The organism is Streptacidiphilus sp. MAP5-3 (assembly GCF_041262505.1).
Lineage (GTDB): Bacteria > Actinomycetota > Actinomycetes > Streptomycetales > Streptomycetaceae > Streptacidiphilus.
Window position 1 is genome coordinate 35253 of record NZ_JBGCCL010000022.1, and the last position, 16256, is coordinate 51508.

16 protein-coding genes and 1 pseudogene are annotated in these 16256 nt (G+C 71.1%); 9 read left to right on the plus strand and 8 right to left on the minus strand.

The features are described from left to right. The first annotated feature begins 43 nt into the window (after window positions 1-43). Window positions 44-679: a uridine kinase gene (locus ABH928_RS26715; RefSeq protein ID WP_370070918.1), complete on the plus strand. Its 636-nt coding sequence runs from the start codon at window positions 44-46 to the stop codon at window positions 677-679. Window positions 680-844: 165 nt separating this feature from the next. Here ABH928_RS26715 and ABH928_RS26720 read toward each other — a convergent pair whose 3' ends face one another. After that, window positions 845-1525: a SigE family RNA polymerase sigma factor gene (locus tag ABH928_RS26720; RefSeq protein ID WP_370070920.1), complete on the minus strand. Its 681-nt coding sequence runs from the start codon at window positions 1523-1525 to the stop codon at window positions 845-847. 224 nt (window positions 1526-1749) lie between these two features. On the opposite strand from ABH928_RS26720, the gene ABH928_RS26725 reads away from it, so the two are divergent. The 5 genes from ABH928_RS26725 (at window position 1750) to ABH928_RS26745 (ending at window position 5481) form a co-directional block, all read left to right on the plus strand. Next, window positions 1750-2427, plus strand: a complete 678-nt coding sequence (locus tag ABH928_RS26725; RefSeq protein ID WP_370070922.1) for a response regulator — start codon at window positions 1750-1752, stop codon at window positions 2425-2427. A 236-nt stretch (window positions 2428-2663) separates the two neighbouring features. Then, window positions 2664-4091, plus strand: coding sequence for a sensor histidine kinase (locus ABH928_RS26730; protein WP_370071055.1), 1428 nt, complete (start codon window positions 2664-2666; stop codon window positions 4089-4091). Beyond that, on the plus strand, window positions 4088-4510 hold the full coding sequence (locus ABH928_RS26735) for a hypothetical protein (RefSeq protein ID WP_370070924.1): 423 nt from the start codon (window positions 4088-4090) through the stop codon (window positions 4508-4510). Before ABH928_RS26730 ends, ABH928_RS26735 begins: the two co-directional genes overlap by 4 nt. 114 nt (window positions 4511-4624) lie before the next feature. Beyond that, window positions 4625-5224 carry a VanZ family protein gene (locus tag ABH928_RS26740; RefSeq protein ID WP_370070926.1) on the plus strand — a complete coding sequence of 200 codons (600 nt, stop codon included), beginning with the start codon at window positions 4625-4627 and terminating at the stop codon, window positions 5222-5224. A 68-nt stretch (window positions 5225-5292) separates the two neighbouring features. Continuing rightward, window positions 5293-5481, plus strand: coding sequence for a PspC domain-containing protein (locus ABH928_RS26745; RefSeq protein ID WP_370070928.1), 189 nt, complete (start codon window positions 5293-5295; stop codon window positions 5479-5481). A 116-nt stretch (window positions 5482-5597) separates the two neighbouring features. Here ABH928_RS26745 and ABH928_RS26750 read toward each other — a convergent pair whose 3' ends face one another. From ABH928_RS26750 to ABH928_RS26765, 4 genes are all read right to left on the minus strand, one after another. Continuing rightward, window positions 5598-6005 carry a hypothetical protein gene (locus ABH928_RS26750; RefSeq protein WP_370070930.1) on the minus strand — a complete coding sequence of 136 codons (408 nt, stop codon included), beginning with the start codon at window positions 6003-6005 and terminating at the stop codon, window positions 5598-5600. A gap of 169 nt (window positions 6006-6174) precedes the next feature. Beyond that, a complete protein-coding gene (locus tag ABH928_RS26755; protein WP_370070932.1) occupies window positions 6175-7296 on the minus strand; it encodes an adenosine deaminase in 1122 nt (373 codons plus the stop codon). A 135-nt stretch (window positions 7297-7431) separates the two neighbouring features. Further along, window positions 7432-9822 (minus strand): protease pro-enzyme activation domain-containing protein, encoded by a 2391-nt coding sequence (locus tag ABH928_RS26760; protein WP_370070934.1) that lies wholly within the window; start codon window positions 9820-9822, stop codon window positions 7432-7434. 175 nt (window positions 9823-9997) lie between these two features. Continuing rightward, window positions 9998-10966 (minus strand): LysR family transcriptional regulator, encoded by a 969-nt coding sequence (locus ABH928_RS26765; protein WP_370070936.1) that lies wholly within the window; start codon window positions 10964-10966, stop codon window positions 9998-10000. 62 nt (window positions 10967-11028) lie between these two features. Between ABH928_RS26765 and ABH928_RS26770 the strand changes: the two genes are divergently transcribed. The 3 genes from ABH928_RS26770 (at window position 11029) to ABH928_RS26780 (ending at window position 14166) form a co-directional block, all read left to right on the plus strand. Next, window positions 11029-12315, plus strand: a complete 1287-nt coding sequence (locus ABH928_RS26770) for an MFS transporter (RefSeq protein ID WP_370070938.1) — start codon at window positions 11029-11031, stop codon at window positions 12313-12315. 111 nt (window positions 12316-12426) lie between these two features. Further along, window positions 12427-13581 (plus strand): phosphodiester glycosidase family protein, encoded by a 1155-nt coding sequence (locus ABH928_RS26775; RefSeq protein WP_370070940.1) that lies wholly within the window; start codon window positions 12427-12429, stop codon window positions 13579-13581. Window positions 13582-13608: 27 nt separating this feature from the next. After that, window positions 13609-14166 carry a Uma2 family endonuclease gene (locus tag ABH928_RS26780; protein WP_370070942.1) on the plus strand — a complete coding sequence of 186 codons (558 nt, stop codon included), beginning with the start codon at window positions 13609-13611 and terminating at the stop codon, window positions 14164-14166. A gap of 21 nt (window positions 14167-14187) precedes the next feature. Here the strand turns inward: ABH928_RS26780 and ABH928_RS26785 are convergent, their stop codons facing one another. From ABH928_RS26785 to ABH928_RS26795, 3 genes and pseudogenes are all read right to left on the minus strand, one after another. Next, window positions 14188-15486: a thymidine phosphorylase gene (locus tag ABH928_RS26785; protein WP_370070944.1), complete on the minus strand. Its 1299-nt coding sequence runs from the start codon at window positions 15484-15486 to the stop codon at window positions 14188-14190. 195 nt (window positions 15487-15681) lie between these two features. After that, window positions 15682-15804: pseudogene (locus tag ABH928_RS26790) on the minus strand (RNA polymerase subunit sigma-24); the annotation flags it as partial. A gap of 44 nt (window positions 15805-15848) precedes the next feature. Next, the gene (locus ABH928_RS26795) at window positions 15849-16253 is read right to left on the minus strand and encodes a cytidine deaminase (protein WP_370070946.1); all 405 of its coding nucleotides are present in this window, start codon (window positions 16251-16253) and stop codon (window positions 15849-15851) included. Window positions 16254-16256: the final 3 nt, after the last annotated feature.

The window sequence follows — 16256 nt, forward strand, 5'->3', positions numbered from 1 at the left end:
TTCGTGCCCGCTTCTTTATCTGCGGATGTCACACTGGTGTCCCGTGGCTACCTCTTCCGTGAACCCTTCTCCGGCCCGCGTCATCCTGCTCTGCGGCCCGTCCGGTTCCGGCAAGTCCACGCTGGCCGAGCGCGCCGGTCTCCCGGTGCTCCAGCTCGACGACTTCTACAAGGACGGCGACGACCCGACCCTGCCCCGGCTCCATGACGACAGCGTCGACTGGGACGACCCGCGGTCCTGGCACTTCGACCAGGCGGTCGCGGCGATCCGCGCGCTGTGCGGGACCGGCACGACCGAGGTCCCCGTCTACTCGATCCCGGCGAACGGCCGCGTCGACGCGCGCACGCTGACGATCGACTCTCCTGTCTTCCTCGCCGAGGGCATCTTCGCCGCGGAGATCGTCCGCGCCTGCGAGGCGGAGGGGCTGCTCGCCGACGCGATCTGCCTGCGCAACCACGCGCTGACCACGGCGTACCGCCGCTTCCTCCGCGACGTCCGCGAGGCGCGGAAGTCCGTCCCGTACCTGCTCCGTCGCGGTTACCGCCTGATGCGCGCGGAGCGCGCGGTCGTCACGCGGCAGAAGGATCTCGGCGCGGTTCCGTGCAACGGCCGCGAGGCGCTGCAGCGCGTCAGCGCCAAGGGGCGCGAGGCGCTACCGGTCCAGCCCACGGCGGCGTAGGACGCAGCCGCGCAGGACAAAGCCGCGTGGGACAAAGCCGTAGGACACAGAAAGCCCGGCACACGGCAAAAGGCCTGGACCCGGCGTCCCCCAACGCCGATTCCAGGCCTTTTGCCGCTGCGGGCTACCCCCGTACCCGCAGCACCCCCCCTCAGAAAAGCTCTCTCAGGCGACCAGCTCGCCGAAGGCGTGGCCCAGGTCACCGTCTGCGGCGGCCAGGCTCTCGTCCTCGCGGAGGCGACGCAGCGCGCGCCAGATGCTGCTCTTGACCGTGCCGACGCTGATCCCCAGCACGTCGGCGATCTCCGGGTCCGTCTTGCCCTCGTAGTACCGCAGGACCAGCATGGTGCGCTGGTTCTCCGGCAGCTTCGCCAGCGCCTGCCACAGCACGGCGCGGAGCTCGGTGCCGCCCATCGCGTCGGTGTCGGCGAAGCCCGCGGGCTCCGGCATCTCCTCGGTCGGGTACTCGTTGACCTTGCGCCGGCGCCAGGCCGAGATGTGCAGGTTGGTCATGGTGCGGCGCATGTAGCCGCCGACCGCGGCCTTGTCGGAGATCCGGTCCCAGGCCCGGTAGGTGCTGAAGAGCGCGCTCTGCAGCAGGTCCTCGGCGGCGAAGCGGTCACCGGTCAGGTGGTAGGCCGTCGCGTAGAGGGAGGCTCGGCGCTCCTGCACGTAGGCGGTGAACTCGTCGGTGCGGCTGGAGGCCGCTTCGAACGGGTCGGTGTGACCCGTGGAACCGTTCGCGGCTCCCTGGCGTCCGACACCAGGAACAGAGCGGAGCGCGTACAGCGGCTGAGGCAGGGTCGCGGCGGCCTTGTCGGCGTGGGCCTCGATGACTGCGTTCATCGTGTGCTCCCTCGGTGTCCAGTGGTGCGTCCGTTGCGGTGTCGGGCCCCCGGTGTTCCTCCCGACACCGAAAATCCTGCCAAGGGGTCGTCATCGCGCTGTCCGCCGACTGTCACAGGCGTGCAACAGAGCACGGGTCGAAGGTCCTGTTCCGGGACGGAGCGGCCGGGAGCCTCCTCGCACAGGCTCGATCCACCCCCGTCCGGTAGGCCACAATGAACCGCGTGTCTCACCTGTTGCTCATCGAGGACGACGATGCGATCCGCACCGGTCTCGAACTCGCGCTGACCCGGCAAGGCCACCGCATCTCGGCCGCCGCGTCCGGCGAGGACGGGCTGCGCCTGTTCAAGGAGCAGCGACCGGACCTGATCGTGCTGGACGTGATGCTGCCCGGCATCGACGGCTTCGAGGTGTGCCGGCGCATCCGTCGCACCGACCAGCTGCCGATCATCCTGCTGACCGCGCGCTCGGACGACATCGACGTGGTCGTCGGCCTGGAGTCGGGCGCGGACGACTACGTCGTCAAGCCGGTCCAGCCGAGGGTGCTGGACGCCCGGATCCGGGCGGTACTGCGGCGTGGCGAGCGGGAGAGCTCGGACTCGGCGGCCTTCGGCGACGTGGTCATCGACCGCAACGCGATGATCGTCACCAAGGCCGGCTCCGAACTCCAGCTGACCCCGACCGAACTGCGGCTGCTGCTGGAGCTCAGCCGTCGTCCCGGCCAGGCGCTCTCGCGCCAGCAGCTGCTGCGACTGGTCTGGGAGCACGACTACCTGGGCGACTCCCGCCTGGTCGACGCCTGCGTCCAGCGGCTGCGCGCCAAGGTCGAGGACGTCCCGTCCGCCCCGACGCTGATCCGCACGGTGCGCGGCGTGGGCTACCGCCTGGACGTTCCCGCGTGACGATGAGCACCAGCGACGAGCACACCCGGCACCCTGAGCCACCTGACCAGTCCGAGCAGACCGGGCGGTCCGGGCATTCCGGGCCCTCCGAGCGCGGCAGCGGCCGTGCCGGGTCCAGAACCGGTACCGGGACCACGACCGGCACCCGCACCGGGACCGGCGACGAGCCGCGTCCCGCGCATCCGCGCGCGAGCTGGCTGGCCCGGCGCCTCCGGCTGACCTCGCTGCGGATACGGATGGTCGCCGTCTTCGCCCTGGTCGCCCTGGCCGCAGCGGTGTCGTCGTCCGGCATCGCGTACTGGCTCAACCGGGACGCCGTGCTCAAGCGCACCCAGGACACCGCGCTGGCGGACTTCCGGGCGTCGCTGGACCGCAACATCACCGCGCTGCCGCTGGACCCGAACTGCGCGCAGCTGCAGTACACCGCCGACGCGGTGGCCGCCACCGGCCTCCGCTACGACGTGCTGCTCACCTCGCCGAGCTGCGCCGTCAGCTCGAACCCGCAGTTCTCCCCGACGACCGTGCCGACCGCGCTGCAGCAGCAGGTCGACACACCCTGCGTGCGGTGCACCACCGCGCCGAACCAGTACCACCTGTTCTGGCAGCGGGTCAGCATCGACGGCGTCCCCTACCTGATCGGCGGCACCAGGGTGCTGCCCGACGGACCGACCGCCTACATGTTCAAGTCGCTGGACGACGAGCGCCGCGACATGGACTCGCTGGCCTGGTCGCTCGGCATCGCCACCCTGCTGGCCCTGGTCGGCGCGGCGCTACTGGCGCAGGCGGCCGCGGCGACGGTGCTGCGGCCGGTGGCCCGGCTGGCCGAGGCGGCGCGACAGCTCGGCAGGGGCAATCTGGCCGCCCGCCTCGACGTGACCGGCCAGGACGAGCTGGCGGAGCTCTCGCGCACGTTCAACCACACCGCCGCGGCACTGGAGGAGCAGGTCGCCGACCTCAGCGCCCGCGAGCACGCCAGCCGCCGGTTCGTCGCCGACATGTCGCACGAGCTGCGCACACCGCTGACCGCGATGACGGCCGTCACCGACATCCTGGAGGACGAGGCCGACTCGCTGGACCCCATGATCGAGCCGGCCGTCCGCCTGGTCGTCAGCGAGACGCGGCGGTTGACCGAGCTGGTGGAGAACCTGATGGAGGTCACCCGCTTTGACGCGGGCACCGCGAAGGTGGTCCGCGACGAGGTCGACATCGCCGACCTGATCACCTCCACCATCGACGCCCGCGCCTGGCTGGACGCCGTCGAACTGGACGCGCCGCGCGGCATCATGGTCCCGGTGGACCCGCGCCGGATCGACGTGGTGCTGGCCAACCTGATCGGCAACGCGCTCAAGCACGGCGGTTCGCCGGTCCGGGTGCGGACCCGGGTCGACGAGGTCGCCGACGAGCTGGTCGTCGAGGTCGCCGACGGCGGTCCCGGCATCCCCGAGGACGTGCTGCCGCACGTCTTCGACCGCTTCTTCAAGGCGGACGCCTCGCGCCGCCGCTCCGAGGGCAGCGGCCTCGGACTGTCCATCGCCATGGAGAACGCCCGTATCCACGGCGGCACGATCTCGGCGGCCAACGCGGTCGACGGCGTCGGCGCGGTCTTCACCCTGCGCCTGCCGATGACCCCTCCGCCGACGCAGGAAGGCGACGACGCGAAGTGAAACGACGCCTGGAGCTCCGCGGTAGCACTCGGACGCGACGCACGGGGGCGGCGGTGGTCCTCGGCCTGGTCGCCGCGCTCGCGCTGACCGGCTGCGGCATCCGCAGCACCGCCGTACCGGTCGACGCGGGCCTGCCCGCGTCCCGAACCGCCTGCCCACCGACCCCCGGTGCCTCGAACGGGCCCGAACAACCGGCGGCCCCCAGCTTCCTGGTCCCCGCGTCGGCCAGCCCCTCTGCCTGGCTGGCCCTGATCCCGGGCCTCGATGCCACGGCACCGCCGGGGGAGGCGGCGTCGGCGGCGTCGGCGGCGCAGCAGACGACCGCACCGAGCCCGACGCCGAGCGCGAGCCAGAGCACGGAGTCGCTGGACTCCTGCCTGAGCCTCTCGCCGTCGGCGGACGGCAGTCAGGCACCGTGAAACAGGTAGTCGCACCCCCAGGGGCGCGGAGGGGCAACTGCACCTCGCGCGTGACGGGGGCCACACGGCTGACCGCTGCGCAACCACCCGCGCCACCACCGCGTCCTTGGAGCCGTGGACGTACACCAGGGCGCACGGCGGCTCGGACTCCTGCTGCTGACGGTGCATCTGGGCGTGCTGCTCTGGGTCACCGTCCACACCACGCCGACCCCGTGGGTGGCCGACACCAACCTGACGCCGCTCGCCTCGGTCAAGGTGGAGCTCGCGGCCGGAACCACGCAGGCCTATCTGGAGCTGCTGCGCGGCGTCCTCGCACTCGCGCCGCTCGGCGTGCTCCTGCCGCTCGCCGGTGGACGGCGGGACGCGCCCGCGTTCGGCTCGTTCGCCCGGACCCTGCTGACGGGCATTCTGATCGCCACCGCCATCGAGGTCGTGCAGACCACGCTCGGTCTGAAGATGCCGAACGTCGACGACATCGTGCTGGCCATGCTGGGAATCGCGCTGGCGCACCTGGCCGTGGTCCCGGCCGGACGGGCCTGGCTGCGACGGCGCGCTGCCTCCTCCGGCCTGGGGCTCGGAGGCAGCCCTGAGCACGCCCCCGAGAGCGCCCCTGAGAAAACCCCTGAGGTCAGGTCCCTCCGGAGCACGGGTTCGGGCAGGGTTCGGATCATCGGCGGGGCTGACGCGACGGGGCTTCCCGCACGGGAGGCTTGAGGTATCGAAACGAAGCCCGGGACAACGGGAGAAACACCCGCCCGGGCCCGATCCTCAGGAGTGATCCCATGTCCGCGACCGCCACCCTCGCTCGTCCCCGCGGCGACCGCATGCTCGGCGGCGTCTGCGCGGGAATCGCCCGTCGCTTCGGGCTGAGCCCGCTCACCGTCCGTGTGCTGTTCGTGCTGTCCTGCCTGCTGCCCGGGCCGCAGTTCGTCGTCTACCTGGCCCTGTGGCTGCTGCTCCCCTCCGACTGAACCCCTGAGCCGACGGTGCCAGTGAGCCGACAGGCCCTGAGCCGACGTCGACACGCCTGGCCGGACCGATCCGGTCCAGTCCGGCCCGGCCCGGCCAAGGAGCAACTGTCGGTACGTCAGCTGATGGCCGGGGCCTGGATCGGCAGGCCGTGCAGCGCGCCGAGGGCCTTGCCGACGCCGCCCGTCAACTGGTCGGTGCCCGGCAGGCCGCCGCCCAGGGGCGCGGGCGCCGCCGCGCGCTGCTCCGGCATCGAGCGCGTGGCGATCGGCAGGGAGGACGTCGGCAGCGAGGACGTCGCGCCCTGGACCGTCGGCGCGGTGTTGTTGATCAGGCCCTGGGCCGTCGAGGTCACGCTCGACAGACCGCCGTTGGGAGCGGTCAGCGACGAGGCTCCGCTGGTCAGCGAGCCGAGCTGCGGCGCCGCGCCGCCGACCGGGTCCGCCGCGGCCGGACCGGCGACGGCCGCGACAACCGCGGCGCCGAGCAGGGTCGTGCCCGCTACCTGCAACGTGGCCTTCTTCATGAGCGGTCTCCTCGTGTCCTGTCGTCTGCGTCGTGTGCCGCCGAGCGCCGACAGTCACTCCCGGTGCCCGACTGGCCGCCCAACGTATCCAGCAGGCGCGGCGCACCCCAAATCCCGCATCCCTCGAAAGAGTGAGGAACCAGAGGTGCTCAGGAGAGCCGAGGAGACCTCAGACGAAGAGCCACTCCGCCTTGAGCGCGGCATATCCCGGCTTGATCACCTCGTTGATCATGGCCAGTCGCTCGTCGAAGGGGATGAACGCGCTCTTCATCGCGTTGACGGTGAACCACTGCAGGTCGTCCAGGGTGTAGCCGAAGGCGTCCACCAGGTGCTGGAACTCCTGGCTCATGCTGGTGCCGCTCATCAGCCGGTTGTCCGTGTTGACGGTGACGCGGAAGTGGAGGCGGCGCAGCAGGCCGATCGGGTGGTGGGCGTAGGAGCTGGCCGCGCCGGTCTGCAGGTTGGAGGTGGGGCACATCTCCAGCGGGATCCGCTTGTCGCGGACGTAGGAGGCGAGTCGGCCGAGCTCGACCTGCCCGTCGTCCTTGACGGTGATGTCGTCGATGATGCGGACGCCGTGACCGAGACGGTCGGCGCCGCAGCACTGGATCGCCTCCCAGATGGAGGGCAGACCGAAAGCCTCACCGGCGTGGATGGTGAAGTGGTTGTTCTCGCCCGCCAGGTACTCGAACGCGTCCAGGTGCCGGGTCGGCGGGTGACCGGCCTCGGCGCCGGCGATGTCGAAGCCGACGACGCCGTGGTCGCGGTAGCGGTTGGCCAGCTCGGCGATCTCGCGGGAGCGGGCAGCGTGGCGCATGGCGGTGAGCAGGGTGCCGACCTTGATCCGGCCGCCGTTCTCGCGGGCGCGCTCCTCACCGAGGCGGAAGCCCTCGTTGACGGCCTCGACCACCTCGTCGAGGGTCAGCCCGCGCTCCAGGTGCTGCTCCGGCGCGTACCGCACCTCGGCGTAGACGACGCCGTCGGCCGCCAGGTCCTCGGCGCAGTCGGAGGCGACGCGGATCAGCGCCTCGCGGGTCTGCATCACGGCGCAGGTGTGGGCGAAGGTCTCCAGGTACCGCTCCAGCGAGCCGGAGTCGGCCGCGTCACGGAACCACTGGCCGAGCTTGGCCAGGTCCCGCTCGGGGAGAGCGTCGTATCCGACGGCGTCGGCGAGCTCGATGATCGTCTGCGGGCGCAGGCCACCGTCGAGATGATCGTGCAGGACGACCTTGGGTGCGCGGCGGATCTGCTCAGGCGTGGCAAGAGGGCTGGGGGGCGTCTGGGTCACCATCTGCCGATGGTAGCCCCTACGCGCGTAGATGCAACTCCGAAGTTCACCGCCGCGCACCCCGGAAACGGCGAGGGCGCCCAGGTCAGCCGGCACGACCCGACCCCTGGGCACCCTCCGTACAAGTAGCGCTTCCGCTCAGCCGTTCGGGTGATCCTTGAACCAGGTCAGGAAGCCCGGCGCGGGGCTGCCGTTGCCAGTGATGTCGTCGTAGCCGACTGCGGTCTTCAGCGTTGTGTCCGAGTCCATGGTGATCATCTCGGGAAGCTGATTCTGGTCCCAACCCTCCTGAGCCGGCTCATGTCCAAGTGCGGCAGGCACCCCGGCGACGTCGTGGAGCGCAGGCGTTCCGGCCATCTTGTAGAGCGCGGGATCGGCGAAACCGACCGGCACCCCGCCCGCCGCCTGCTGGGCATCCGCCTCGACCCCGGAGAACATCGGGGCGGCCAGGCTGGTGCCGCCGGACTCGTAGGCAACGTACTTGCCGCCGCTCTCGCTGAAGGTTGCACCCCCCGACCCGCTCGAACTGGGATCAACGCTGATCGTGCCGTTTACGGTCTGGCCCATCAAGATGCCCGTGTCCCAGTCCGCGTCCATGCTGACGTCGGGCACCTCCCGGTTCGCAGTGCCGGTGGACACGGTGGTCAGGGAGCTCGGGACGACGCCCTTCTGATACGGGGGCTCCGGGAAGACGTTGCTGTTGCCGCCGCCGGCACCGCCGATGAAGGTGGTGGGCGCAGCCCAGCTGTTTCCGGAAACGGGCTGGTACCAGTTGCCCCAGCCGGTCTCCCAGGAGTAACTGCCGTTGGCGCCGATGCCGAGACTCGTTCCGCCGACCCCGGTGACGAACGGGTTGGAGGCCGGGTAGGCGACCGCCGGGGTCGTGGTCTGGTCGGCGCTGCCGGAGGCCTCGGATGCGAACTTCGTGTAGTCCCCGTTATCGGCGCTGGAGAAGTTGAAGCCGATCCCCTCCGCGGCACCCTGCTGGAAGATCTGGGTCTCGGCCTGGTATTCCTCCTGTGGGTTGTCGGCTTCGGGGCCGCCCCAGGAGCAACTGACAATGTTGGCGGTGTGCTTGGCGACGACATCCTCGAGCGCATTGTCGAAGTCGGAGTCGGTGTCCGCGCGCGCTCCGTAGTAGACGATCTTCGCGTCCGGGGCCATGGTGTGGATGGCCTCGATGTCCATCGTCTCCTCACCCGCCCAGTTCTCCACGTCCGAAGGAGTGCTGCTGGGGTCGAAGCCCCCGGCAGGCGACACCTGCGTGAACTGGCCGGGCGCGAACTGGGGCAGGCCCATCTGCTGGTCGTACTGGGCGAGGTCCTGCACGATGGTGGGCGAGGCGAAGGCGTCCACCACTGCAACCGTGACGCCCTTGCCGGTCAGACCGCTCTGTGCCACACCGTAGGCGTGCCGCAGTTGGTCGGGGGTGTAACCGCACATCCGCATCGGCAGTGGCCCACCCGGGCCGGGCGGGGCATCGTTCCAGTGCTTCTGCCCCCAGTAGACACTGCAGTACTGCGAGCTGAAGCCGCTGGCATCAGCGGGCGCGTACTTGCCTGCTGCCGCCGCGACATGCTTGCCCTTCTTCTTGGGAGCAGTCGCCCCGGACTGGGCGACGAAGTCGCTGAAGACCGGCGAGGAGGTGGTCAGACCGGTGACGCTGGCGACGTACTGGCTGACGTCGGACGGGTACTGCGGCTGACCGGTGGGCGCGATGTCCACTCGGCCGTCGTGCTTGAACTTGTCGACCTGGACCTTGAGCGTGGACTCGACCTCACCCAAGGTCGTGGAGACGACGACGGACTGGTCGTCCTGCGAGACGATCGTCATCCCGGCCTGCTGGACCCAGTCCTCGACGGCGGTGCCGGCGTCCGTCGCGTTGGTGAAGTTCGAGGAGAACTGATCTGGAGTCAGATACTTGTGATAGTCCGGTGATCCAGGAGTGGCGACACTCTCGGCGTACTCGGCCAGGCTGTTCGGGTCTTTCTTCGCAAACCAGACCGTGCCCTGGACCTTGGTCTTGGGATCGGCCGCGCCGATGTCGTTCGCCTTTGTGGCCCACGCCGGCGGAGCCCAACTGCTCCCGCCCGCTGACGAGGTGCTGACCGCGTTGCTCTTGCCGACGGCGGCCATGACCGCCGTGCCGCCGCCGACCAGCACGACGAGCACGATGCCCACCGTGATCAGCAGCTTCTTCTTCGAGCGCTTCGGTCCGCCACCGCCCGAGCCTCCGGAGCCACCGACTCCGCCGCCGGGTATGCCCGGCCCGCCACCGAAGGGCGGCTGCCCACCACCGTACGGCGGCTGACCGCCGTAAGCGGGCTGGCCGCCGTAAGCGGGCTGGCCGCCGTATGCGGGCTGCCCGCCGTAGGGCGACTGCGGCGCAGCCGGGCCCTGGTTGTACGGGTTCGGCTGCTGCTGCGACTGCTGCGGAGGCTGCCCCTGCGGCGGGAAGCCGCTCTGGTACGGGTTGTTCGGCTGGGGCGCGTTGCCCCCGGGGCCGCTGCCATAGGGCGGGTAACTCACGGGTGCCTTCTCCTCGAAGCTCAACCGGGAGTCATGACACACCGACAGACGTGCGCGGCCCCCCCGGTCGCCATACGCATTCCTCGCACGCCCGTGCGCATCGTAGCGAGGCGTCATACAGGCCGGTCGCAGCGGTCGCGGCCTGCACACCGAACGATCACATCCGGGGAGCAGGTCAACTGTGCAGCGGCAGATGGTCCTTCTCGGAGAGCACGTAGTCGCGGAAGGCCTCGGCAGGAGGCGGGAGCGGGCGGACCGACGACCAGGCCAGGGCCAGTTCGCGGCGGGCCGCGGCGGAGGTCAGGGCCAGCTCCACCACGTCCGCGCGCGGCACCGACGACGGCGGCAGCACCGCGACGCCGAGGCCCGCGGCCACCAGGCCGCGCAGCGTCTCCGCCTCCTCGCCCTCGAACGAGATGCGTGGCGTGAACCCGGCCTCCGCCCACAGGCTGTCGGTGATCCTGCGCATCCCGTAGCCCGGGACCAGGGTGACGAAGGTGTCCTCGGCGAACTCCTCCAGCCGCACCCGGCGGCGTCCGGCCAGGGGGTGGTCCGCCGGGACGACCAGGCGCAGCCGCTGCTCCCCCATCCGACGCGACGTCAGATCCGGGTCCTCCGGGCGCGGCGAGAGCAGGCACAGGTCCAACTCCCCTTCGCGCAACCGGTCCAGCATCGCCTCGCCGTAGTCCTGCACCAGCTGGAACCGCACCCGGGGGAACTCCGCACGGAAGCCGCGCAGCAGCATCGGCACCGCCTCCGTCCCCATGGTGTGCAGGAAGCCGAAGGCGACCCGGCCGCCCATCGGGTCCGCCTCGGCGCGGGCGGCGTCCACGCCCCGCTCCAGCTCGGCCAACGCCCGTTCCACCGAGGCGAGGAAGACCCGTCCGGCGCGGGTCAGCCGGACCGCGCGTCCCTCGCGGGAGAGCAGCGCGACGCCCAGCTCGGACTCCAGCCGGGCCACGGCCCGGCTCAGCGTCGGCTGGGGCATGCCCAGCTCCGCCGCCGCCCGGGTCACGTGCTCCTGCCGGGCGACCGCCGCGAACTGCGCCAGCAGCGGGGAGAGCAGCGCGGCAGGTGATCTGGGCGACAGCGCGGCCAGTTCCGCTGGGAGGGATGCGGGCTCCAAGCTGCGATGATGCCTCATGGTATGGATACTCGCTCATTGATGTATTGGACGCATCAATGCCCCGGACCTAGTTTCGAAGCATGCCAGCGGAAGCAGCCCCAGCCAGCAGCACCACCCTCCCCGCCCTCCCCAACCTCGACCTTCCCGACGCCGACCTGCGCCATCTGCCCGGCTCCCCCGGACTGCGCCGCACCCAGCTGGCGCTCTTCGGAGCGGGTCTGGCCACCTTCCTGCTGCTCTACTCGACCCAGGCCCTGCTCCCCTCCCTCTCCCAGGGCCTCCACCTGACGCCCGGGCAGGCCAGCTGGACCGTCTCGGCTGCCTCCATCGGGCTCGCGCTCGCGGTGATCCCGATCAGCGCGCTCTCCGAGCGCTTCGGCCGGACGCGGATCATGACCGCCTCCGTCTTCGCCGCGGTGGTGATCGCGCTGGTGCTGCCGTTCACGGACAGCCTGGCGGTGCTGACCACGCTGCGCGGTCTGCAGGGCGTCGCGCTCGCCGGGCTGCCCGCGACGGCGATGGCGTTCCTCGCCGAGGAGGTCCACCCGTCCGCGCTGGCCCCGGCGATGGGCCTCTACGTCGCTGGCAACAGCATCGGCGGGATGAGCGGCCGGCTGCTCTCCGGCGTCGTCGCCGGCGCGTACGGGTGGCGGGCCGGGCTGGCCGCCGTCGCCGTCGCGTCGCTGCTGTGCGCGATCGCGTTCCGGGTGCTGATCCCGAAGGCGCAGTGCTTCCGCCCCGGACCGGTGAACCCCGGCGCACTCTGGCGGACCGTCACCGGACACATCCGCAACCCGCTGCTGTCCCGGCTCTTCGCGCTCGGCCTGCTCTTCATGACCGTCTTCGGCGCGGTCTACACCGTGCTCGGCTTCCGGCTGGTCGCTGCGCCGTTCAACCTGCCGCAGGCCCTGGCGAGCTCCATCTTCGTGGTCTACCTCGTCGGCACGGTCGCCTCGGCCCTGTCGGCCCGGGTGGGCGCCCGGCTGGGCCGACGCGGCGCGCTGTACGTCGCGGCCGGGACGACCTCCGTCGGCCTACTGCTGACCCTGCCCGACTCGCTGGCGCTGACCCTGCTCGGCCTGGTGCTGATCACGGCGGGCTTCTTCACCGGCCACTGCGTCGCCTCGGCGGCGGTCGGCAGGACGGCCACCACCGGACGGGCGCAGGCCTCGGCGCTCTACCTGGCGGCGTACTACCTCGGCAACAGCCTCGGCGGCTCGGTCGGCGCGGACGCGTACCACGCCGCCGGATGGAACGCGACGGTCATGGTGGCACTGGCGGCGATGGTGCTGGCGCTGGGCGTGACGGCGTACGGCTCCGTCTCAGCCGCGCACCTGAGGCGCACACAGGCTGCGGCGCTGGGGTAGGCCCGCCCAAAGCGACGCGGGAACAGGTCCGCCGGGTGGGTGAACTTCCCGGCGGGCCGCTCCCGCCGGGGTACGTCTCCCCGGACCTGTGCGCCGAGCGAAGAGGTCCCCATGCGACTGCCCAGGATCAGCAAGAACGCGTTCACCCCCGAGCGGCTCCGCTGGGCGGCCCTGGGCACGGCCCTGGCCCTCGCCGCCGGCGTCGGGTACTGCGTGCAGGACGCGCTGGCCGCGCCCGGTCCGGCCGGGACCGAGACCAAGCTCGTGCTCTGGGGACGCTGCCACGGTCTCAGCTCCGTCGTCGACCTGGTCGACAACCGGCACCAGCACACCGTCCACACCCTGACCTGCGCCTCGAACGGCACGGCGGCGGAGGCCCACACCCTGACGGCCGTTCACCCGGCCCCGGCCCGGACGCCCATGCTCCCACCGATCCCGATGCACGCGCCGGTCCAACCGCTGGTCTCCCCCGCCCAGCACGGCGAGGGCGTCTTCACCCCGCTCGTCACCGAGCACGGTCGGCCGGTTGTCCAGAGCACGCTGGTCCGGTGGGCCGCGTACGACAGCGGCAACCCGGTCGGCGTCGTCTGGATGAAACAGAAGGCGCTCCGCTTCGACCTCCACCCCGGCGTGGCCGAGCCCGGCGGGACCTGGCCGGTGCCGCCGACGATCACGCCGAACGAGCGCCTCGGCCTGGTGGCCGCCTACAACGGCGGCTTCAAGGTCTCCAACGGCGACGCGCACGGCGGCTTCTACCTCGACGGGCGGACCGTCGGCTATCTACGCGACGGCGCGGCGTCCGAGGTCTTCCACAAGGACGGCTCGCTCACCGTCGGCGTCTGGGGTCGGACCGTCTCCATGGCCCCGGACGTGACCGGCGTCCGCCAGTGCCTGGTCCCGCTGGTGCTGAACGGCCAGGTCACCGACGACGCCCGCTACGGCGGGACCGCCACCTGGGGCCTCGACGACGGCGGCAACCCGGCGGTCGCCCGCTCCGGCGTGGGCGTCGACCGCAACGGCGACATCGTCTACGTCGGCGGGCGGCTGCTGACCGTCCAGGACCTGGCGACGATGCTGCAGCGCGCGGGCGCCGTGACGGCGATGATGCTGGACATCAACCTGAGCTGGCCGTCCTACATCTCCTACGATGCCACCCACGACCCCAAGAACCCGGTCCCCCACAACCTGGTCAACTTCGTCCGCGCGCCCACCCGCTACTACGACTACTCCAGCCGCGACTTCGTCGCCGTCTACGCCCGGCAGTGAGCGGGTACGCGTCGTTACACTCGGTGCATGAGCATGGACGCCGCCACATATGCCCGGCTCCGCGCGATCGCGGATCAGTTGCCTCAGGTACCCGGGATAGGGCGTGTGGAAATCGCCCACGGCGAGATCGTCATGATGATGTCGCCCGTCAAGCGACACGAGTTGGCGGTCCTGAAGCTCGCCCGGCAGCTGAACGAGCAGCTTCCCGACACCCACCCTGGCTTCATCGCTCACGGAGGAGCCGACTTGGAGGACCAGGGCCTGGGTCGGCTTCGACGTCCTGACCTCATGGTCTTCCCCGAGCAAGCACTCGAGGAGGAGGACGCGGCTTTCCATCCCTCCGAAATCCTGCTGGTGGTCGAGGTCGTCTCCAAGTCCAACCCGGAGAACGACTACGAGGAGAAGGTCCGCGACTACGCCGCCATGGGGATCCCGCTCTACCTGATCGTCGACCCCCGCGACGGCACCGGCATCGTGCACTCGCAGCCGAGGTATGCCAGCCGCGAGCACTTCGCCTTCGGCGACACGGTCAAGGTCGGCCCGTGGCGGCTGGACACGAGCGTCCTGCTGACCTACGGGCCGTGACCTGACCTGCCGGACGCGCTCTCAGGCGATCCGGTCGAGGATGATCGGGGTCGGGCGGAAGTCCGTGCCCTCCGGCGCGACGGTGACCGCGCCGTCGACGTCCAACGCCTCCAGGGCGTAGGCGAAGCGGTCCGGGGTGTCGGTGTGGAGGGTCAGCAGCGGCTGGCCCGCGGTGACCTTGTCGCCCGGCTTGGCGTGGATCTCGACGCCCGCGCCCGCCTGCACCGGGTCCTCCTTGCGCGCACGACCGGCACCCAGCCGCCAGGCGGCGACGCCGACGGCGTAGGCGTCCAGGCCGGTGAGCAGGCCGGTGGCGGGCGCGGTGACGACGTGCTGCTCGCGGGCGACCGGCAGCGTCGCGTCCGGGTCGCCGCCCTGAGCGGCGATCATGCGACGCCAGTGGTCCATCGCGGAGCCGTCCTTGAGGGCGGTCTCGGGGTCCTTGTATGTACCGGTCTTGCCACTCACGCCCGCGGCGGCCAGCATCTCGCGGGCCAGCGCCAGCGTCAGCTCGACCACGTCCGCCGGGCCGCCGCCCGCCAGCACCTCGACCGACTCGCGCACCTCCAGCGCGTTGCCCGCCGTGAGGCCGAGCGGCGTGCTCATGTCGGTCAGCAGCGCGACGGTGTTGACGCCCGCCTCCTTGCCGAGGCCGACCATGGTGCGGGCCAGCTCCTGGGCGTCGGCCAGGTTCTTCATGAACGCGCCCGAGCCCACCTTCACGTCCAGGACCAGCGCGCCGGTGCCCTCGGCGATCTTCTTCGACATGATCGAGGAGGCGATCAGCGGGATCGCCTCGACCGTGCCGGTGACGTCGCGCAGCGCGTAGAGCTTCTTGTCCGCCGGGGCGAGGCCGTCACCCGCCGCGCAGATCACCGCGCCGGTCTCGCGCAGCACGTGCATCATCTCGTCGTTGGACAGGAGCGCCTTCCAGCCGGGGATCGACTCCAGCTTGTCCAGCGTGCCGCCGGTGTGGCCGAGCCCGCGGCCGGAGAGCTGCGGCACGGCCGCGCCGCAGGCCGCGACGAGCGGGGCGAGCGGCAGGGTGATCTTGTCCCCGACGCCGCCGGTGGAGTGCTTGTCCGTGGTCGGCAGCGGCAGCGCGGAGAAGTCCATCCGGACGCCGGAGCGGATCATCGCCTCGGTCCAGCGGGAGATCTCGCGCATGTTCATGCCGTTGAGCAGGATCGCCATCGCCAGCGCGGACATCTGCTCGTCGGCGACCTCGCCGCGGGTGTAGGCGTCGATCACCCAGTCGATCTGAGCATCGGTCAGCTCGGCGCGGTCGCGCTTCGCGCGGATGACGGAGATGGCGTCCACGGTGGCTCCTGAGGTGCGGGGATGACCCGGGGGGATGACGCGGCAACTCTACGCGCGTAACCAAGGCTTGCACCAGGCGCGAAGTCGCAACACGGGCTGATTCCGCCCAGACCCCACGATCCCGCAGGTCACGGACGTGCACCACCCGTGCGCGGCTGCCGCCGTCGTTACTCCCCCGCCGTTACTCGTCCGCCGTTAGTCCTCTGCCGTTCGACGGGCCTGTTGCGCCTCGCGGTTGAGCGCCCAGGCGTCGGCCACCGGCCCCAGACGGCCGAGCTTGTCGGGGTTGACCACCGAGCGGATCGCCTGGATCCGGCCCGTTGCGCAACAGTTCCCCACGCCCCTGGCAGAGTGCAACTACCTCAGAGTCGTTCCGGTCCGAACGCGTCGGGCAGCAGCTCGGCCAGCGGCCGGATCCCCGAGACGGACTCGACGATCAGCTCCGCTCCCCCGTGCTCCCACAGCAGTTGCCTGCACCTGCCGCACGGCATCAACGGCTTGCCGTCGCGGTCACAGCAGGTGAACGCGATCAGCCGCCCGCCGCCGGTGGCGTGGAGCGCGGAGACGAGGCCGCACTCCGCGCACAGGCCGAGGCCGTAGCTCGCGTTCTCGACGTTGCAGCCGCTGACGATCCGGCCGTCGGAGACCAACGCCGCCGCGCCGACCGGGAAGTGGGAGTACGGCGCGTACGCGCGTCCCATCGCCTCCCGGGCGGCCGTGCGCAGCTCGTCCCAGTCGATGACCAGGTCCGCCTTCGTCTCCGCCATCGC

What these genes read in the sequence shown, in the direction of transcription:
- ABH928_RS26765 (WP_370070936.1), bottom strand. Translation starts at nt 10,966, where the DNA reads ATGAGGCATCATCGCAGCTTGGAGCCCGCATCCCTCCCAGCGGAACTG.
- ABH928_RS26795 (WP_370070946.1), bottom strand. Translation starts at nt 16,253, where the DNA reads ATGGCGGAGACGAAGGCGGACCTGGTCATCGACTGGGACGAGCTGCGC.
- ABH928_RS26745 (WP_370070928.1), top strand. Translation starts at nt 5,293, where the DNA reads ATGTCCGCGACCGCCACCCTCGCTCGTCCCCGCGGCGACCGCATGCTC.
- ABH928_RS26730 (WP_370071055.1), top strand. Translation starts at nt 2,664, where the DNA reads ATGGTCGCCGTCTTCGCCCTGGTCGCCCTGGCCGCAGCGGTGTCGTCG.
- ABH928_RS26770 (WP_370070938.1), top strand. Translation starts at nt 11,029, where the DNA reads ATGCCAGCGGAAGCAGCCCCAGCCAGCAGCACCACCCTCCCCGCCCTC.
- ABH928_RS26755 (WP_370070932.1), bottom strand. Translation starts at nt 7,296, where the DNA reads ATGGTGACCCAGACGCCCCCCAGCCCTCTTGCCACGCCTGAGCAGATC.
- ABH928_RS26775 (WP_370070940.1), top strand. Translation starts at nt 12,427, where the DNA reads ATGCGACTGCCCAGGATCAGCAAGAACGCGTTCACCCCCGAGCGGCTC.
- ABH928_RS26750 (WP_370070930.1), bottom strand. Translation starts at nt 6,005, where the DNA reads ATGAAGAAGGCCACGTTGCAGGTAGCGGGCACGACCCTGCTCGGCGCC.
- ABH928_RS26780 (WP_370070942.1), top strand. Translation starts at nt 13,609, where the DNA reads ATGAGCATGGACGCCGCCACATATGCCCGGCTCCGCGCGATCGCGGAT.
- ABH928_RS26720 (WP_370070920.1), bottom strand. Translation starts at nt 1,525, where the DNA reads ATGAACGCAGTCATCGAGGCCCACGCCGACAAGGCCGCCGCGACCCTG.